Annotated in this window: 18 protein-coding genes; 11 read left to right on the top strand and 7 right to left on the bottom strand. The window is 55.9% G+C overall.

Going from position 1 to position 16,034, the window contains the following annotated elements; translation table 11 throughout:
- Window positions 1-394: 394 nt before the first annotated feature.
- A complete protein-coding gene (gene leuD, locus AC1QQ2_RS08170) occupies window positions 395-1,000 on the bottom strand; it encodes a 3-isopropylmalate dehydratase small subunit (protein ID WP_479712774.1) in 606 nt (201 codons plus the stop codon).
- Window positions 1,000-2,406: a 3-isopropylmalate dehydratase large subunit gene (gene leuC, locus AC1QQ2_RS08165; protein WP_479712773.1), complete on the bottom strand. Its 1,407-nt coding sequence runs from the start codon at window positions 2,404-2,406 to the stop codon at window positions 1,000-1,002. The genes leuD and leuC overlap by 1 nt, the downstream gene beginning before the upstream one ends.
- A gap of 385 nt (window positions 2,407-2,791) precedes the next feature.
- Between leuC and rsfS the strand changes: the two genes are divergently transcribed.
- From rsfS to AC1QQ2_RS08130, 7 genes are read left to right on the top strand one after another with little or no spacing between them, the layout of a single operon-like run.
- Window positions 2,792-3,163, top strand: coding sequence for a ribosome silencing factor (rsfS, locus tag AC1QQ2_RS08160; RefSeq protein ID WP_231924726.1), 372 nt, complete (start codon window positions 2,792-2,794; stop codon window positions 3,161-3,163).
- Between the two features lie 4 nt (window positions 3,164-3,167).
- On the top strand, window positions 3,168-3,638 hold the full coding sequence (rlmH, locus tag AC1QQ2_RS08155) for a 23S rRNA (pseudouridine(1915)-N(3))-methyltransferase RlmH (RefSeq protein ID WP_479712772.1): 471 nt from the start codon (window positions 3,168-3,170) through the stop codon (window positions 3,636-3,638).
- A 58-nt stretch (window positions 3,639-3,696) separates the two neighbouring features.
- Complete coding sequence (locus AC1QQ2_RS08150; protein ID WP_479712771.1) at window positions 3,697-4,623, top strand: AEC family transporter; 927 nt, start codon at window positions 3,697-3,699, stop codon at window positions 4,621-4,623.
- 13 nt (window positions 4,624-4,636) lie between these two features.
- Window positions 4,637-5,464, top strand: a complete 828-nt coding sequence (fghA, locus tag AC1QQ2_RS08145) for an S-formylglutathione hydrolase (RefSeq protein WP_479712770.1) — start codon at window positions 4,637-4,639, stop codon at window positions 5,462-5,464.
- Window positions 5,461-5,907: a YaiI/YqxD family protein gene (locus AC1QQ2_RS08140; protein WP_211096410.1), complete on the top strand. Its 447-nt coding sequence runs from the start codon at window positions 5,461-5,463 to the stop codon at window positions 5,905-5,907. Before fghA ends, AC1QQ2_RS08140 begins: the two co-directional genes overlap by 4 nt.
- A gap of 2 nt (window positions 5,908-5,909) precedes the next feature.
- The gene (locus AC1QQ2_RS08135; RefSeq protein ID WP_479712769.1) at window positions 5,910-6,530 is read left to right on the top strand and encodes an HAD-IA family hydrolase; all 621 of its coding nucleotides are present in this window, start codon (window positions 5,910-5,912) and stop codon (window positions 6,528-6,530) included.
- Entirely contained in the window at window positions 6,527-7,435 is a 909-nt protein-coding gene (locus AC1QQ2_RS08130) for an ornithine cyclodeaminase family protein (protein ID WP_479712768.1), read from the top strand. Before AC1QQ2_RS08135 ends, AC1QQ2_RS08130 begins: the two co-directional genes overlap by 4 nt.
- On the opposite strand, the gene AC1QQ2_RS08125 is transcribed toward AC1QQ2_RS08130, so the two are convergent.
- Entirely contained in the window at window positions 7,432-8,667 is a 1,236-nt protein-coding gene (locus AC1QQ2_RS08125; RefSeq protein ID WP_479712767.1) for an MFS transporter, read from the bottom strand. The genes AC1QQ2_RS08130 and AC1QQ2_RS08125 overlap by 4 nt on opposite strands.
- Before the next feature lie 137 nt (window positions 8,668-8,804).
- Here AC1QQ2_RS08125 and zapE point away from each other — a divergent pair, with 137 nt between their 5' ends.
- Window positions 8,805-9,878 (top strand): cell division protein ZapE, encoded by a 1,074-nt coding sequence (gene zapE / locus AC1QQ2_RS08120; RefSeq protein ID WP_479712766.1) that lies wholly within the window; start codon window positions 8,805-8,807, stop codon window positions 9,876-9,878.
- 33 nt (window positions 9,879-9,911) lie between these two features.
- On the opposite strand, the gene AC1QQ2_RS08115 is transcribed toward zapE, so the two are convergent.
- From AC1QQ2_RS08115 to accD, 4 genes are all read right to left on the bottom strand, one after another.
- Entirely contained in the window at window positions 9,912-10,829 is a 918-nt protein-coding gene (locus tag AC1QQ2_RS08115; protein WP_479712765.1) for a LysM peptidoglycan-binding domain-containing protein, read from the bottom strand.
- A 21-nt stretch (window positions 10,830-10,850) separates the two neighbouring features.
- Window positions 10,851-11,486 (bottom strand): rhodanese-like domain-containing protein, encoded by a 636-nt coding sequence (locus tag AC1QQ2_RS08110; protein ID WP_479712764.1) that lies wholly within the window; start codon window positions 11,484-11,486, stop codon window positions 10,851-10,853.
- A gap of 368 nt (window positions 11,487-11,854) precedes the next feature.
- A complete protein-coding gene (locus AC1QQ2_RS08105; protein ID WP_479712763.1) occupies window positions 11,855-13,132 on the bottom strand; it encodes a bifunctional folylpolyglutamate synthase/dihydrofolate synthase in 1,278 nt (425 codons plus the stop codon).
- Window positions 13,133-13,141: 9 nt separating this feature from the next.
- Entirely contained in the window at window positions 13,142-14,047 is a 906-nt protein-coding gene (accD, locus tag AC1QQ2_RS08100; protein WP_105235986.1) for an acetyl-CoA carboxylase, carboxyltransferase subunit beta, read from the bottom strand.
- A gap of 131 nt (window positions 14,048-14,178) precedes the next feature.
- On the opposite strand from accD, the gene AC1QQ2_RS08095 reads away from it, so the two are divergent.
- From AC1QQ2_RS08095 to AC1QQ2_RS08085, 3 genes are all read left to right on the top strand, one after another.
- Window positions 14,179-14,754: a dihydroxy-acid dehydratase gene (locus AC1QQ2_RS08095; RefSeq protein ID WP_479712762.1), complete on the top strand. Its 576-nt coding sequence runs from the start codon at window positions 14,179-14,181 to the stop codon at window positions 14,752-14,754.
- A 97-nt stretch (window positions 14,755-14,851) separates the two neighbouring features.
- The gene (locus tag AC1QQ2_RS08090) at window positions 14,852-15,610 is read left to right on the top strand and encodes a DUF6478 family protein (protein ID WP_249946790.1); all 759 of its coding nucleotides are present in this window, start codon (window positions 14,852-14,854) and stop codon (window positions 15,608-15,610) included.
- A 14-nt stretch (window positions 15,611-15,624) separates the two neighbouring features.
- Window positions 15,625-15,990: a hypothetical protein gene (locus AC1QQ2_RS08085; RefSeq protein WP_479712761.1), complete on the top strand. Its 366-nt coding sequence runs from the start codon at window positions 15,625-15,627 to the stop codon at window positions 15,988-15,990.
- Window positions 15,991-16,034: the final 44 nt, after the last annotated feature.

Raw genomic sequence — 16,034 nt, 5'->3', positions numbered from 1 at the left:
ACGGAGTTGCAACAAGCAACACCACAAACGCTGCACGCAGAACTGCCCCTGCAATTCGCGAAAACACTACTCTTTTTTCCTCAATCCGGCCGGACCCGATGCTTTGCCGTGTCCTGTTTCCAGTTTGACCTCGTGCGAGATGCACGATCTGCCTCATCTTTGACATAATGTTGCCCATTTTCGGACCCCGCTGCAACTAACGGGTTAATATGACGAAATCTATTGGGCGGTTTTGCGGCATGAGTGGTGCGAGAATGCAACCATTTCAAAGCGGTGCTTGGGCGGGCGAAACTGTGGCACGAAATGTGGCAAGCAACATTTGGCGTGTATCCGAATGTATAGCGGGGACCGCCTTTTGGACGATCCCCGCTAAAGTAACGCTATATCTTGTGGCTTAGAGCCACGGACGCTCTGCGTTGGACTTTGCTTCGAACGCGTCAATCGCCGAAACATGCTCCATGGTTAGGCCGATATCGTCCAAACCGTTCATCAGGCAGTGTTTTTTGAACGCGTCGACTTCGAAAGCGAACTCTTGGCCGTCCGAAGTGGTGACGACCTGATTCTCAAGGTCAACGGTCATACGAGCGTTAGAGCCCTTTTCCGCGTCTTTCATCAGAACATCGACAACATCCTGCGGGAAGACGATCGGCAGGATGCCGTTCTTGAAGCAGTTGTTAAAGAAGATGTCTGCGAACGAGGTCGAGATCACGCATTTGATGCCAAAGTCAGCAATAGCCCACGGCGCGTGTTCGCGCGACGAACCACAGCCGAAGTTGTCGCCAGCGACAAGAATCTGTGCGTCGCGATACTGCGGTTTGTTCAGGACGAAATCAGCGATTTCGTTGCCCTGACGGTCGTAACGCATTTCGTCGAACAGGTTTACACCCAAACCCGAACGTTTGATCGTCTTAAGAAAGATCTTTGGGATGATCATGTCGGTGTCGATGTTCACCAACGGCATCGGTGCTGCGATACCCTGAAGTGTTACAAACTTTTCCATTACATCATCTCCCGAACGTCGGTGAGTTTACCGGTTATTGCAGCAGCTGCAGCCATTGCCGGCGAAACGAGGTGGGTGCGGCCTTTGTAGCCCTGACGGCCTTCAAAGTTGCGGTTGGAGGTGGATGCGCAACGCTCGCCCTCGGCCAATTGGTCGGGGTTCATCGCGAGACACATGGAGCAACCTGCCATACGCCATTCAAAGCCAGCATCGATAAAGATCTGGGCGATGCCTTCTTCTTCGGCCTGAGCACGGACGAGGCCCGAACCAGGAACGACCATAGCACGCATGCCGTCTTTGACTTTTTTGCCCTTCAGGATTTCTGCAGCGGCGCGAAGGTCTTCGATACGGCCGTTGGTGCAGGACCCGATGAACACGGTGTCGATTTCGATGTCGGTCAGTTTCTGGCCAGCGGTCAGCCCCATGTATTCGATGGCGCGTTTCGCAGCTTCGACTTTACCGCCTTTGAAGTCCTCGGGTGAGGGCACAACAGCGGAGATCGGCAGAACGTCTTCGGGCGAGGTGCCCCAAGTCACGACGGGTTCGATCTCTTCACCTTTCAGCGTCACGACCTTGTCGAAGTGAGCGCCTTCGTCGGTGAAGAGCGTTTTCCAGTATTCAACAGCTGCGTCGTAGTCAGCGCCTTTCGGAGCATGCGGACGACCTTTGACGTAGTCGAAGGTTTTCTGATCAGGAGCGATCAGGCCAGCGCGTGCGCCGCCTTCGATAGCCATGTTACAGACAGTCATACGGCCTTCCATCGACAGATCGCGGATCGCTTCGCCGCAATATTCGATGACGTAGCCAGTGCCGCCAGCGGTGCCAGTTGCGCCGATCACAGCCAGAGTGATGTCTTTCGCGGTCACACCCGGCATCAGTTTGCCAGTGATTTCCACTTTCATGTTCTTCGACTTCTTCTGGATGAGCGTCTGGGTCGCCAGAACGTGCTCAACCTCGGACGTACCGATGCCATGTGCCAGTGCACCAAATGCGCCGTGAGTTGCGGTGTGGCTGTCGCCACACACGACGGTCATGCCCGGAAGGGTCCAACCCTGCTCTGGGCCGACGATGTGCACGATGCCCTGACGAACGTCGGACACTGGGTAGTAGTTGATACCGAACTCTTTGGCGTTCTTGTCGAGCGCAGCAACCTGAATGCGGCTGTCTTCGGTCATGGTCGCTGGGTCCGCACGGTCCAGAGTGGTCGGAACGTTGTGATCCGGAACAGCGATGGTTTTTTCCGGAGCGCGCACTTTGCGGCCAGCCATACGCAGACCTTCGAATGCCTGCGGCGAGGTCACTTCGTGAACGAGGTGGCGGTCGATGTACAGCAAGCAGGTGCCGTCTTCGGATTGTTGGACGACGTGTGCGTCCCAGATTTTGTCATAGAGCGTCTTGGGCGACATGGCTCTTACCTTTGGAAATGTTGAAAGTCAGATCGTGAGGACAGGCGCAACGGTGCTGCGCCTCGCGCAACATTACAGTCGGGCGAGGATCGAACGGCTTTCGCCGTAAAACCGTTCACGCAAACGCGCGCGGTCATCCATGTCGAAAACTTGGATCATGGGCGGTCACATAGTTATTTTTGGTGAGTCTCGCAAGGAAACTCTGCGTGGGTGGAATGTCACATATGTGAATCTATACGTTGTTTGCTGTTGCGGTCCTGTTCTGTTGAAAATAAAGCGATGCGCTGCTACCTTTAGCACAGGCCCAGCGTCGGGGTTTGGACGACGCGCAACCCCGGAGGACAATGACCTGTCTTTCAATACCTCGGCAGATGCGACTGCCCACATGGAGCCAGCGATGACCGTGGCTTCTAATAACGTAACGAGCGATGACATTCTCGCCGCTGTCGTTGCGTCTCTCGAAGACGACAAAGCCGAAGATATCGTGCAGATCCCTCTGCGCGGTAAAACTGAAATGGCTGACTTCATGGTGATTGCATCTGGCCGTTCGACCCGTCAGGTCGCTGCGGTTTCGGAAAAGCTCACCGAACGAATGAAGCAAGCGTTCGGCATTATTTGTAAAGTCGAGGGCGCAGAGATTGGCGACTGGGTTCTGGTCGACTGTGGCGACGTAATCGTCCACGTCTTCCGTCCCGAAGTGCGCGAATTCTATCAGCTGGAAAAAATGTGGCTCCCGACAGGGGCTGCTGAAGCCTGAACTGATGCGCGTTCATATAGTTGCGGTCGGTCGCCTTCGGGCGGGGCCGGAACGTGACCTTAGCGACGATTATCTAACACGGTTTGACCGAACAGGACGAGCGCTTGCGCTCGGTCCTGCGAACGTCATTGAGGTGGATGATAAAAAGAACGCAGGTATGGGGGCTGAGGCCGCCCTGCTTGAAAAAGCGATCCCGAATGGCGCTCTCATTTGTATCATGGATGAACGTGGAAAGGTCATGACGTCTCCGGACTTCGCCGACCAACTTGGGGGTTGGCGTGATCAAGGGCGTCAGGACATCGCTTTTGTCATCGGTGGCGCGGATGGTCTGGACCCTGCCTTTCGTGCCAAAGCGGATGCTGCGTTGTCCTTTGGCAAGATGGTTTGGCCCCACATGCTGGTGCGCGTGATGCTGAGTGAACAGCTCTACCGTGCCGCGTCGATCCTGTCTGGTTCACCCTATCACCGCGCGTGATCTGGCTTAGCAAAGAAGGCGGGTTCCGTTCCTTCACATGCCATGCTAGCCGTTTTGCATGTGGGCAATTCTTCTTCAAACACTCCCGTTCTTTATGTTGATCGCGCTGGGCTATGGGTCAGGGCGAACGGGCTTCTTTTCGTCCGAAGCGACCTCGTATCTCACCAAGTTCGTATTCTATTTTGCCCTATCGGCGATGCTGATCCGGTTCTCGGCAAACCTGTCGTTTGACCAGTTGATCGATTGGCCTTTCATGGGGGCATATTTGGTTGGATCGATGGCGGTCTATTTGCTGGTCACCACGGTCGCCATTATCCGAAAACTTGGCACCGCTGAAGCCGCGGTTGAGGCACAGGTTGGTGTGATCGGGAATACGGGCTTCCTCGGTATTCCGATGTTGTCCATGCTCCTCGGCGAGGAAGCCATCGGCCCGATTATGATGGTTCTGGTTGTCGATCTGATCGTCTTTTCGTCGCTCATCGTGATCTTGATCTACGGTAGCCGCCACGGACGTTTGTCGTGGAGCGTTTTTGGCACAGTTGGAATGGGTCTTCTGAAGAACCCGATGATCGTTTCTATCGTGGTAGGCATGTTGATCTCGGCATCTGGCTGGTCGATCCCTCATCCGATCAATGATTTCCTGACCATTCTTGGCGCTGCAGCTACTCCAGGTGCTTTGTTCGCGATCGGTGCGTCGCTTGCGAGCAAATCTGCGGAACGGTTAGTCGTCGCGGGTTGGCTCAGCTTTGCCAAATTGGTGCTGCATCCTGCATCTGTCGCATTCGCCGCGTTTATCCTGTTCCGAGTTGATCCCTTCCCGGCCTCGGTTATGGTTGCGGCGGCATCGCTGCCCGTTGCGGGCAACGTTTATATTCTAGCGCAGCACTACGGGGTTGCCCCCGCGCGCGTGTCAGCGTCGATCCTTGTTTCGACGGCGCTTAGCATTTTAACGGTCTCGGCTGTGATCGCCTGGGTCCAAGTCTAATCGGAGGTCATCAATGGAAACGATTTCGCAAAGCAAATGCTACGGCGGTGTTCAAGGTGTGTATCGGCACGCATCTGAGGCGACTGGCACCGATATGACCTTTGGTCTGTTCCTGCCCGAAGAGGCTGAACATGCGCCCGTTCCCGTCCTTTGGTTCCTTGCGGGTCTGACCTGCACCCATGAGAACGCGATGATCAAAGCGGGTGCGCAGGTTTGGGCAGCAGAGCACGGTATTGCGCTGGCGTTTCCTGACACCTCGCCGCGTGGCGAAGGTGTAGCGAATGATGATGCCTATGACATGGGGCAGGGCGCTGGGTTCTATGTGAACGCAACTGAAGCGCCGTGGGCACCGCATTTCCGTATGTTCGACTACGTCACGGAAGAACTGCCGCGTATCATCGCCGCGAACTTCGCGGTCGATGAGGACCGCCAGTCGATCACTGGACACTCAATGGGTGGTCATGGTGCGTTGACAATTGCGATGAACGTGCCGCGCTATCGCTCGGTCTCCGCGTTTTCGCCGATCTGTAACCCCACCGCTGGCGACTGGGGCCGCCCGCAGTTCACGGCCTACTTGGGCACCGATAAAAGCCAATGGGCAAAGCATGACGCGACCCTGCTGATGCGCGACGTTGGCCTCAATATCCCGCTGCTGGTCGATACGGGCGCGAATGACCAATACGCCGACTATCTGATGACCGAGAAGTTCTGGGCCGCAACCGCAGAGCGCCGGATCCCAGCAACCCTCCGTCTGCAGCCGGGATACGACCACAGCTATTTCTTTGTGACCTCGTTCCTCGAAGATCACATCGCATTCCACGCAGAGGCTCTCTACGCGTGATCTACGTTGATGCCGATGCCTGCCCGGTTAAGGCCGAGGTAGAGCGGGTCGGAACCCGTCATCAGACACGCATGTTTATCGTGTCGAATGGCGGGCTTCGTCCGTCGCAAAACCCTCTGGTCGAGACGGTGATCGTTCCCGAGGGACCTGACATCGCAGATATGTGGATCGCTGATCGTGCAACCAAGGGCGATGTGGTTGTTACAGGCGACATCCCACTTGCCGCCAAATGCGTCGCAGCCGGTGCGCGGGTCCTTAAACACAACGGCGAAGCACTGACCGAGGCCAATATTGGCAACGTCCTCGCGACACGGGATTTGATGGCGGATCTACGGTCGGCTGATCCCTTCCGTCAGGGCGGCGGCAAACCATTTTCCAAAGCTGACAGGTCACGGTTTCTCGATGCTCTAGAGCGAGAGCTGCAACGTATAAAAAGAGGCTAATCATGGGTATCGAAGCCGTCGTTTTTGACATTGGCAACGTGCTGATCGAATGGAATCCCGAACGTGTTTATGACCGCGTGATTGGGGTGGAGCGTCGCAAGGCGATGTTCGAAGCCGTCGACCTGCACGGCATGAACGATCAGGTGGATCGCGGCCAGAATTGGTACGATGCTGTGTCGGAATGCGCAGCGCAGAACCCTGAATGGCATGATGAAATCATGATGTGGCACGAGCGTTGGCTCGAAATGGCGTCACCAGCAATCGACCACTCGGTGCGTTTGTTGCGAGCCCTTCGATCCAAAGGTGTTCCAGTGTTCGCTCTTTCGAATTTCGGCATCCAGACTTTTGAAATCGGCGAGCGAGAATATCCGTTCTTAGAGGAATTCGACCGTCGTTACATCTCTGGGCACATGGGCGAAGTGAAGCCAGAGCCCGAGATTTATCGCATGCTAGAAGACGATTGCGGTGTTGCGCCAACAGCGCTTTTGTTCGCCGACGATCGGGCTGATAATATTGCTGCGGCCGCTGCGCGTGGGTGGAACACGCATCTCTTTGCTGATCCGCAGGGATTTGCAGATCGCCTTGTTGCCGAAGGGCTGTTGAGCGATGAGGACGCGAAATGATCGACATCGTTCCTTTCGACGAAGGTCAGGCGTTGCTTGACTGGATTGGACTAACGGACGCAATCGCCGAGGGTCATACTCTGCCCAAGGCAGAGATCGCCGATACGTTTCTCTATCGCGGTGATGATACGCTCCTCACTCGTAGCGCATGGATTGATGGTCTAGGGATCGCCGTTAAAGCGGCCACTATTTTTCCAAAGAACAACGAAAAAGGACTGCGCAACGTAAACGGCGCAATGAACCTTATGTCGGATGTGACTGGCGACCTAGAAGCGGTTATTGATTTTGGGCTTGTGACAAAATGGAAAACGGCAGGGGATAGCTTGCTGGCGGCTCGGCGTTTGGCGCGACCAGGGAGCGAGAACATCGTGATCATTGGCGCAGGAACGGTCGCTGCATCGTTACGCGAGGCATATGGCGCGTTATTTCCGAACGCTCATTTTATTATCGCAGGACGTCGGTTGGAAACCGCATCGGCCCTTGCTGCACAGTATCCCGCGACTGAGGCCACTACGGATGTTGAGGCCGCCGTTCGTGCCGCCGATATCATCACCTGTGCGACACCAGCTAAACAGATCGTGCTCAAAGGCGAATGGCTCCACGCGGGTCAGCACGTCGACTTAATCGGCGCGTTTCGACCTGACCTGCGTGAGGCAGACACCGAGGCGCTTTTGCGGTCACGTGTGTTCATGGATAGCCGTGACACCGTGCTCCACGATATTGGCGAACTGCGCATCCCTATTGAGTCAGGGGAGTATGATCCTGCGAACGTTGTTGCGGACTACTACACCTTGGATGCTTTTACCCGCGCTCCCGATGACATCACCGTGTTCAAGAACGGTGGTGGTGCTCACCTCGATCTTATGACGGCGCGGTATATCTTGGATCGGTGGCGCGCGCGTTAAGCCGCGAGCGCCGTCCGCTTTTCTTTGATTGGAAGGTGGACCAAGGCCGAGAACGCGCCCACGCCGACACCAACCCACCACACGTAAGTGTAGGTGCCATAGATGTCGTAGAGTTTGCCGCCGAGCCATACGCCCAAGAAGCTACCTAGCTGGTGGGAAAAGAACACGATCCCGTAGAGCGTACCCATGTAGCGCAGCCCGTAGAGGTGCGCGACGAGCCCAGAGGTGAGCGGAACAGTAGCGAGCCAGAGGCTGCCCATAACGATCGAGAAGACAATAACGGTGAGGGGTGTCATCGGTGTGAGGATGAACCAAGCGGCGACGATTGTTCGTGCGGCGTAAATGCTCGCCAGCAAATATTTCTTTGAATACCGTTTGCCGAGGTAACCCGCCAACAGTGTCCCCATGATATTTGCCAGACCGATCAGAGAGATAGCAGCGGCGCCGAGGGCAGAGGTCGAGTTGATGCCCATGCCAGCCAAGAAAGTGCCCCCTGCAATCGGTCCGCAGCTTTCCGCAACGAAAGCTGGGAAGTGGGCGGTGACAAAGGCGAGCTGATATCCGCAGGAAAAGAACCCAAGGAAAATCATTGTGTAGGACGGATCGCGGAATGCACGGCCCAAAATGGTGCTCATGCTTTCTTGCAGTTCAGCCTTTGATGCGACCTGCGGTGCGCGCATGAACGGCAAAAGGAAAAGCGTGGCGAGGATTGCAGCGGCAAACCACAAGAATACGTTTTGCCATGACATGGACTGCAAAAGGAACTCTGCGACTGGGGCGCCGAACACTTGGCCCGCAGATCCTGCAGCCGTTGCAATCGCGAGGCTCATGGAGCGGTTCTCATCCGAGCTGGCACGACCAACAACGGCGAGAATGACGCCGAACCCAGTGCCTGCGATGCCAAAGCCCACGAGAACTTCATACAGCTGATGCTGAATAGGGAGCGTCGCACCTGCCGACAGGATCAGACCTGCAGCATAGGCCAGCGCGCCCAGAATAATGGCCTTACGATCGCCGACCTTTTCGGCAACAGCGCCGAAGATCGGTTGCCCAATCCCCCATGCGAGGTTCTGGATTGCGATTGCGAGGCTGAAATCAGACCGCAGCCAATTGAATTCCGTAGCGATGGGAATCTGAAACACCCCAAACGACGCACGAATAGAGAAGCCGATCATTACGATGATGCAGCCGGTGATCAGGACGGGTGTAAAGAGGGGTGCGCTTTTGTTCATGGCGCGACAGTGTCGGGCCGTTTGATCGCCGTCAATCGGCTGCTTTAGATTTTCGATGACATTTTGTGCGGCCCCACATCGCCGTTTGAAATGCGGCGCGGCTTTTCTTTGGCCATGCTGCGGGCTATGTGCGGTTCATGACTGGTATCATTGATGCATATCGTACGGGCGTTGCCGAAGGCCGCCTGAAACCCGACCCCGCTCAAGAAGCGGTTTTGGACGCGCTCGAACGTGTTCAAACTGAACTAGCGCAGCCGCCAGTTAAAAAGGGCTTCTTCCGTAAGGCCGCCCATACACCTGTTCGCGGACTTTATCTCTGGGGCGGTGTCGGGCGCGGAAAATCCATGCTCATGGACCTGCTCTATTCCTTGGTCGATGTACCGAAACGGCGCGAACACTTTCATGCGTTTATGCAATGGGTCCATTCTGAAATGGCAAAGGCGCGTGCGCAGGGCGTGGATGATGCCATCGTTCCTGTTGCCGATGCCTTGGTCAAAGATGTTCGGCTCCTCGCGTTCGACGAAATGCAGATCAGCGATATTACAGACGCGATGATCGTTGGGCGTTTGTTTGAAAAACTCTTCGAGGCGGGTGTTACGGTTGTGACCACCTCGAACCGCGTTCCAGATGACCTCTATAAAAATGGTCTGAATCGCCAACTTTTCCTGCCCTTCATTGATCTGATTAAGGATCAATTGGAGGTGCGCGAGTTAGTCAGCGAGACGGACCACCGTCAGGGTCGGTTGCATGACGAGAAACGGTATTTCACGCCGATTACGCCAGACGCACGAGCATCAATTCGGGCGATTTGGACCGATTTTGCTGGGGATAGTGCGCACCCTCTCGTTCTTAAAGTTAAAGGTCGTGATGTGACGCTGCCCGGTTTCTGCAACGGCGTGGCGCGGGCGTCGTTCTTTGACTTGTGCGGGCGGATGTTGGGGCCAGCAGACTACCTTGCTGTTGCAGATGCCGTTCGGGTGCTGATCCTTGAAGATATTCCTGCGCTCAGCCGCAATAACTTTAACGAAGCGAAACGGTTCGTCACGTTGATCGACGCGCTCTACGAGGCCAAGGTTGAACTGATTTGTTCCGCGGCATCGGAACCAGAAACACTCTACCTCGAAGGGGAGGGGGTCTTCGAATTCGAACGCACCGCCAGTCGCCTGCGTGAAATGCAGGACAAGACTTGGGGTAAGCCAGTCGATGAATGAACGAAGGGCGGGGAAATCCCCGCCCTTATTCTTTTAGCCTAGCTCTGGGATAACCAATCGCTGGCCCGTTTGGATGCGATCAGGGCTGGATAGGATGGTGCGGTTCGCTTCGAAAATGCGGGGGTAGTATTCAACCGACCCGTAGAATTTCACCGAGATCGACCCCAAGCTGTCGCCCGAACCAACGGTGTAGAACCGGAATTGTTCGGTTTCGCCAGCGCGCTGAACTACGCGAACCTCAACGCCATCCGACGGCCCCAACGGTGTGGTTGGAACGGCTGCGCGTTGGCCTGTCGTGGCGGCGGTGGCCTCTTGAACAATCGACGCAAGGAGGGTGGCGGTATCTACACGACCGTCGGACGTCACAAGCATGTTTGGAACGGTGATCTGACCAGCCGATGCGGCCTCGTTCAAAAGCGCATCGATATAGGAATCCGACTGACCTTCTTTCAGCGCCCACGCGACCAGCGTTTGCAGATCGTTTTGTTGAGGTGCGGCGGCGGCGGGTTGTCCCGTTGCGCCGCGGATGCCCGACAGAACACTCGCGGTCATGTTCATCATCTCATCCCCGCCTAACTCTGCGGGAGTTGGCGCAGGTGCCGCGCCTGTTGCCAGACCGAGTGCCGCCAGAACGCCAGCGGTCGTGTCACCGATAGAACTCGTGTCGGTTTGGATCTTTAGCTCTGGTTCTTTTCCCGCGCGGGACGCCGCCAATATGCGGGCCGCTGCCTGACCTGCGACACCAGGGGCTGGGGCGATGGCTTCGGCGACGCCAGGTGCCAAAGTGCCCGTTGACCCAATCGGCGCAGCCACAGGTGCAGTTACATTGCCAGTTTCATTGCGTGTTACGTCAATCGTGGCAGGTTCATCGTCTGACGAGAACGGTGCCAGAATAATCACGATGCAGATCGTCAAAGCCGCGATGAAAAAACCTAATACGGTGCGGATCATAATACTCTTCTCCTAAGCGGCTTAGCCGTCATTCGACGGCGTAACAGTTGTCAGGCCAAGCATGACCCAATCTTGCACACCACCACGGTAATAAAACAATTTCTCGGCGGGGTACCCTGCCTCTATTAGACCTCGGATCGCACGGGGCGATTGATCACACCATGGGCCGTTGCAATAGAGCATGAGGTCGAGGGCGTTTGTGAAATCCAAACCACCGCCAACCTCAACTGCGCCGAGCGCTTTGATGATGTCAGTGCGATAGGGGTTCGAGGCTTCCAGTGTTGTGAACGGCACATTGATCGCACCGGGAATTGCGCCGCGAACGAAAAAGTCAGGGACGCGGCTGTCGATCAGCAAACCACTGCCAGCGGCGACTTTGGTCGACAGGAAGTCGATGACCTCAAGTTCGCCAACAGTCTCCACACCATCCGCAATGGTCATCGGGTGAATGCAAAACGGCGGGCATGGGCGAGATGTCTTCGTGAAATCGCCCGTCAAAAGGTTGTCTGTATCTTGAATACGGCTGATCGTGACTGTCGTGCCGTTCAGGTCAATAACCGCCTCGGGCAAATTGTCGGTGATCTTTACGTCTTGAGCCTGCGCGGCGCCAAAGCACGCGCAGAGTCCGATCGCTATACTGCTAAACAGTCGCAACATCTTCTGTCCCCCAATCTTCGAAACACATCTTGTTGTTATGCGCTGGCAGGCGCTGTGTGTTCCGTCGCTTTGACCGCATTTTGGAGAATCAGGTGACGCAAGTCAAACGTGCGAATCGCCTCAACGGGTTCATCCATAAAGAGATTCACAAAAATGATTCGGTATCAGTGTGTTACAAACAGAAAGACGAGCCAAAATAGCCCGCCTCCCCGCCCTGCCTGGCCGGTATGCTGTCGCGCGTTGGCGTCTAACAGCGAATTCTACCGTGAATCTAGCGGTCTAGGTGATTCGCGGTCAAGGGGAGCGATTCGAATCGAACGTATATTTTGACGCTGGATTTCGCGCCATCCGAGTAGTGGCAGCCGCCCTTACCCGTTGCTACGCAGAATGTGACCCGCCAAATAGAGCGAGCCGCAAATCAGAATACGAGCGGAAGGATCTGCTTTGACGATCTCCACGATTGCGTCGGCTGTCGAATTTGCGGTCTTCACTTTGGCGAAACCTGCCTCACGCGCTGCATTCGCTGTGGTGTCCGCAGGGAGAGTGTTTATCTCATCGGGGATCGAAATTGCCGTGAGACTTTGCGCGACGTCGGCCAGCGGGCGCATGTAGCCCATTACGTCCTTAGTGTTCAGCATGCCGCAAATCAGATGGGTCGGGCGCTGCGGTAGGCGGGACAGTGTTTTGGCAACAGCTTCGCCACCCGCTGGGTTATGCCCGCCGTCCAGCCAGAGCTCACAATTGCCAGCCAAATCGATAAGCGGCCCCATTTTCAGGCGCTGCATCCGTGCGGGCCATTCGGCTTTGGTTACAGCGGCCTCAGTCGCAACGCTCGACATGCCAAGCATTCGCAAAGCTGCAATCGCGGCGCCAGCGTTCTGGATCTGGTGCGGGCCAGGCAGGTTGGGGAGCGGTAGATCGCAGAGGCCCTGTTCGTCCTGATAGACCATGCGGCCATGCTCTTCGCCAATGTGCCACTGCTGCCCGTAGGCAGAGATCGGCGCGCCGAGGCGGGCAGCCGTTGCTTCGATCACGTCCATGGATTCATCTTGCTGCGGGCCCACGATGACAGGCACGCCGCGTTTAATGATGCCTGCCTTTTCGCCAGCAATCGCAGTCAGGGTCGAACCAAGGAACTGTTCGTGGTCAATCGAAATTGGTGTCAGGATCGAGAGCGCAGGTTTCGCCACGACGTTCGTTGCGTCCAGACGACCACCCAAGCCGACCTCTAGCAGAGTGTAGTCCGCAGGTGTGCGTGCCATCGCTAGGATCGCGGCGCAGGTAGTGATTTCGAAATAGGTAATCGGCTCACCGCCGTTGGCGGCGTAGCATTCGTCCAGAACTTCGGTGAGGTAACTTTCCGAGATCAGCTCACCCGCCAACCGAATGCGCTCGTGGAACCGTGCGAGGTGCGGCGAGGTGTAGGCGTGAACCTTTTTGCCTTCCGCCTCTAGGCCGGCGCGGATCATGGCCTGCGTCGACCCTTTGCCGTTCGTTCCAGCAAGGTGGATAACGGGCGGCAGATCGTTCTGCGGATTGCCAAGGGCATCCAGCAAACGCCAAACGCGGTCCAAAACAAGGTCGATGACCTTGGGGTGCAAGGCCATCATCCGTTCGAGGATCACATCCGAAGTCGGAGCAGTCATTTGATTTGGTTATTCCGCTTTTGCAGGTTGTTCAGCAGGCGCAGGAAGGTCAGCCGCGACAACAGCATCCATGCCCATTAGCATTCGGATGATTTGCGCCAGTTCTTCCTTTTGCTTGCCACGCGGTGTCACGCGGTCGAGCATGCCGTGGTCCAGCAGGTATTCAGCGCGTTGGAACCCTTCGGGCAGTTTCTCGCGAATAGTCTGTTCGATAACGCGCGGGCCTGCGAAACAGATCAGTGCGTTGGGTTCTGCGATGTGGACATCGCCGAGCATCGCGTAAGATGCGGTGACGCCGCCTGTGGTCGGGTGTGTCAGAACCACGATGTAGGGCAGGCCTGCTTCTTTGAGCATATCAACCGCGATTGTCGTGCGGGGCATTTGCATCAGCGAGAGGATACCCTCTTGCATGCGCGCTCCACCTGCAGCGGAGAATAGAACAAGCGGACGGCCAAGTTCGACGGCGCGTTCAGCAGCAGCGATGATCGCGTTGCCGACATACATCGACATCGAACCACCCATGAAGCTGAAGTCCTGAGCAGCAGCGACAATCGGCGTGCGGAAAATCTCGCCTTCGGCAACCAGCATGGCTTCTTTTTCGCCAGTGGATTTTTGCGAGGCCTTCATCCGATCCACGTATTTCTTTTGGTCGCGGAATTTGAGCGGGTCGTCGATTGGGGTCGGAACCTTCACCTCTGTAAAGACGCCGCCATCAAAGAGAGCGGTAAAACGGTCGCGCGGTGTAATCGCCATGTGGTGATTACAATTTGTGCAGACGTTCTGATTGTCAGCCAATTCACGGTGAAACAGCATGGTTCCACATTCGCCGCACTTCGTCCAAAGGTTCTCTGGAACCTCACGACGAGAAAAGAGCGAGTTGATCGTCGGGCGGACGTAATTCGAAATCCAGTTCATCGCGCTTGCCTTTGTTCGCTGTTGGTGACCGAAATAAGCCGCGCCGCCCTGAATTGCAATCAACGCTTCTATTGGTTGATGCCAAAGGTATCGTCGCCTAAACCGCAATGGGCGACGACCCGGAGGCGATTATGAATTTGAAGATGCGCGTAATGGCTGCGTTTTGGGGCGCTTCGCTACTGGTGCCTGCATGCACTTTGGACGACGGTTTGGCTTATGGGCCCAAGTCTATTGATGTTTTGGGCGGCGAAATCGCGGTTATCGCACCCGAAGGCTACTGTTTCGATCGAAGGGCAAGTCGTCTGGCAGAAGGCTTTACAGTGGCAACTCCCTGTGGCGCGTCTCGCTTTGCTTTGATCACGACACAAATCGGTGAAGCGGATAGCGCCGCCGTCTTTGGGGCAGAAAACGCGCTGTCGCAGTTGATTCAGCATCCTGATGGTCGAGCTTTGCTGAGTGGGGCAGGCGATCCTTCGACGATATTTGTGCATCACGTCCAAGTTCACGATCACCGCGTTGAGGTGTTCTTTAGCGATACCGCGTCGTCCTTGTCGGATGGGTTTCAGCCGACGCAGTGGCGCGCCTTCTTTGATTATCAGGGCAGGATGTCCACGGTCTCTGTGCGGTGGTGGGATCAATCGCCTCTTGATCAATCGCAGGGGCTGGCAGTTTTGCGGGCGGCAGCGACTGCTCTGATAGGCGATTGATGTTTCAACAAAAGTGCCGACTGTGGCTTGACGGCATGACCCAACTCGGGGGATTGTCGGCATGGTTGTGCCAAGACAAAAGGGACATTCGGGCAGGATGAACCTGATCGACAAATTCATGATGCGCCGCCTGATGCGCTATTTGGCGCAGATGGTCAAAGACGCGAAGACCAGCAAACTGGACTTGGTGCGGCGGCGGCTGTTCTCTGCTCTCGAGGTCCGCGCACAGATGGATGAGTTCATCTATGTTGCCAACGAACGTCTTGCTTTGCCGATGATCGGTGCAAACCGCTTTCCGACCCCTCGTGGCACGGATTGGGCGTGGCGCCCGCAATTGTGGCGTGGTCCTTTGGGCGTCAAAGGCATGGCCTCGGCACCGTCTAAGACGATGATTGGCGAAGAGGTCACGCTCTATCACGATTGCCAAATTAGCGAACTGACACTCCGCCAATTGCGCAATACTCGCGAAGCGGACCTTGCACCTTACGGTTTGCGTATGGATGTTTTCAAATTTGACGGCACCTATTTGAGCCTCGCCATCGATTTTCCAGATGAGGCCTGCCACGGCCTCACGATGAAGCATCTTGTCCGCTGTGACCCGATTATCGAGACGGAAAAGCCGCTCGAGATTTTTGCGCGATTGAACATCAAGCACGGCCCCAACGTTGAACAGATTGTCCGCGAACTGCCGTTGGGGACGAGCAGCCAAATGGTCGAGTTTGATCTTGGGTATTCAAAGCTCAATGAGAAGCGGATCGAGAAAGTTTGGATGGACCTCATTTTCGAAGGCCCGTCTATGAATCAGGTAACGGTACGTGACCTCACGCTCTGCCGTTATCCTCGTGCTGAATTCTAATCAAAGGGACCGCGATGAGAACTCCAGCCCTGACAAAAACCCGCTTGTTCGAAGGCGTCTGGGAAGGCGTCTTAGCTGTCTCGACACAAACAGCGCCGTCCATTGTTGTCACGCATTTGGCGCGTGAGATTTCTGGCGTTGACGTGACTGGTGCCGAAGGCGGCTGGGTTGTCCGCGTACCCGTGCCTGCGGATGTGCTGAGCGATGGCGTGCAGACCTTTATTATCGCAGACAGAGATAGCGGTGAAACCCTCGCTACCTTTTCCATTATCTGCGGCGAACCCGTTGCTGAAGATATTCGTGCAGAGTTGGACCTCTTGCGGGCCGAGCTCGACCTTTTGAAAAAAGCGTTCCGTCGTCATTGTGTAGAAACGATGTAATTCGGTGACGCCGCGTTGTAGGTGACGCGCTGGGAAAGTCGCTG

It is taken from the genome of Aestuarium sp. (genome assembly GCF_023253315.1).
GTDB lineage: Bacteria > Pseudomonadota > Alphaproteobacteria > Rhodobacterales > Rhodobacteraceae > Marivivens > Marivivens donghaensis.
The sequence above is the reverse complement of the archived record's forward strand: the minus strand, read 5'-3'. Positions and strand labels throughout refer to the sequence as shown.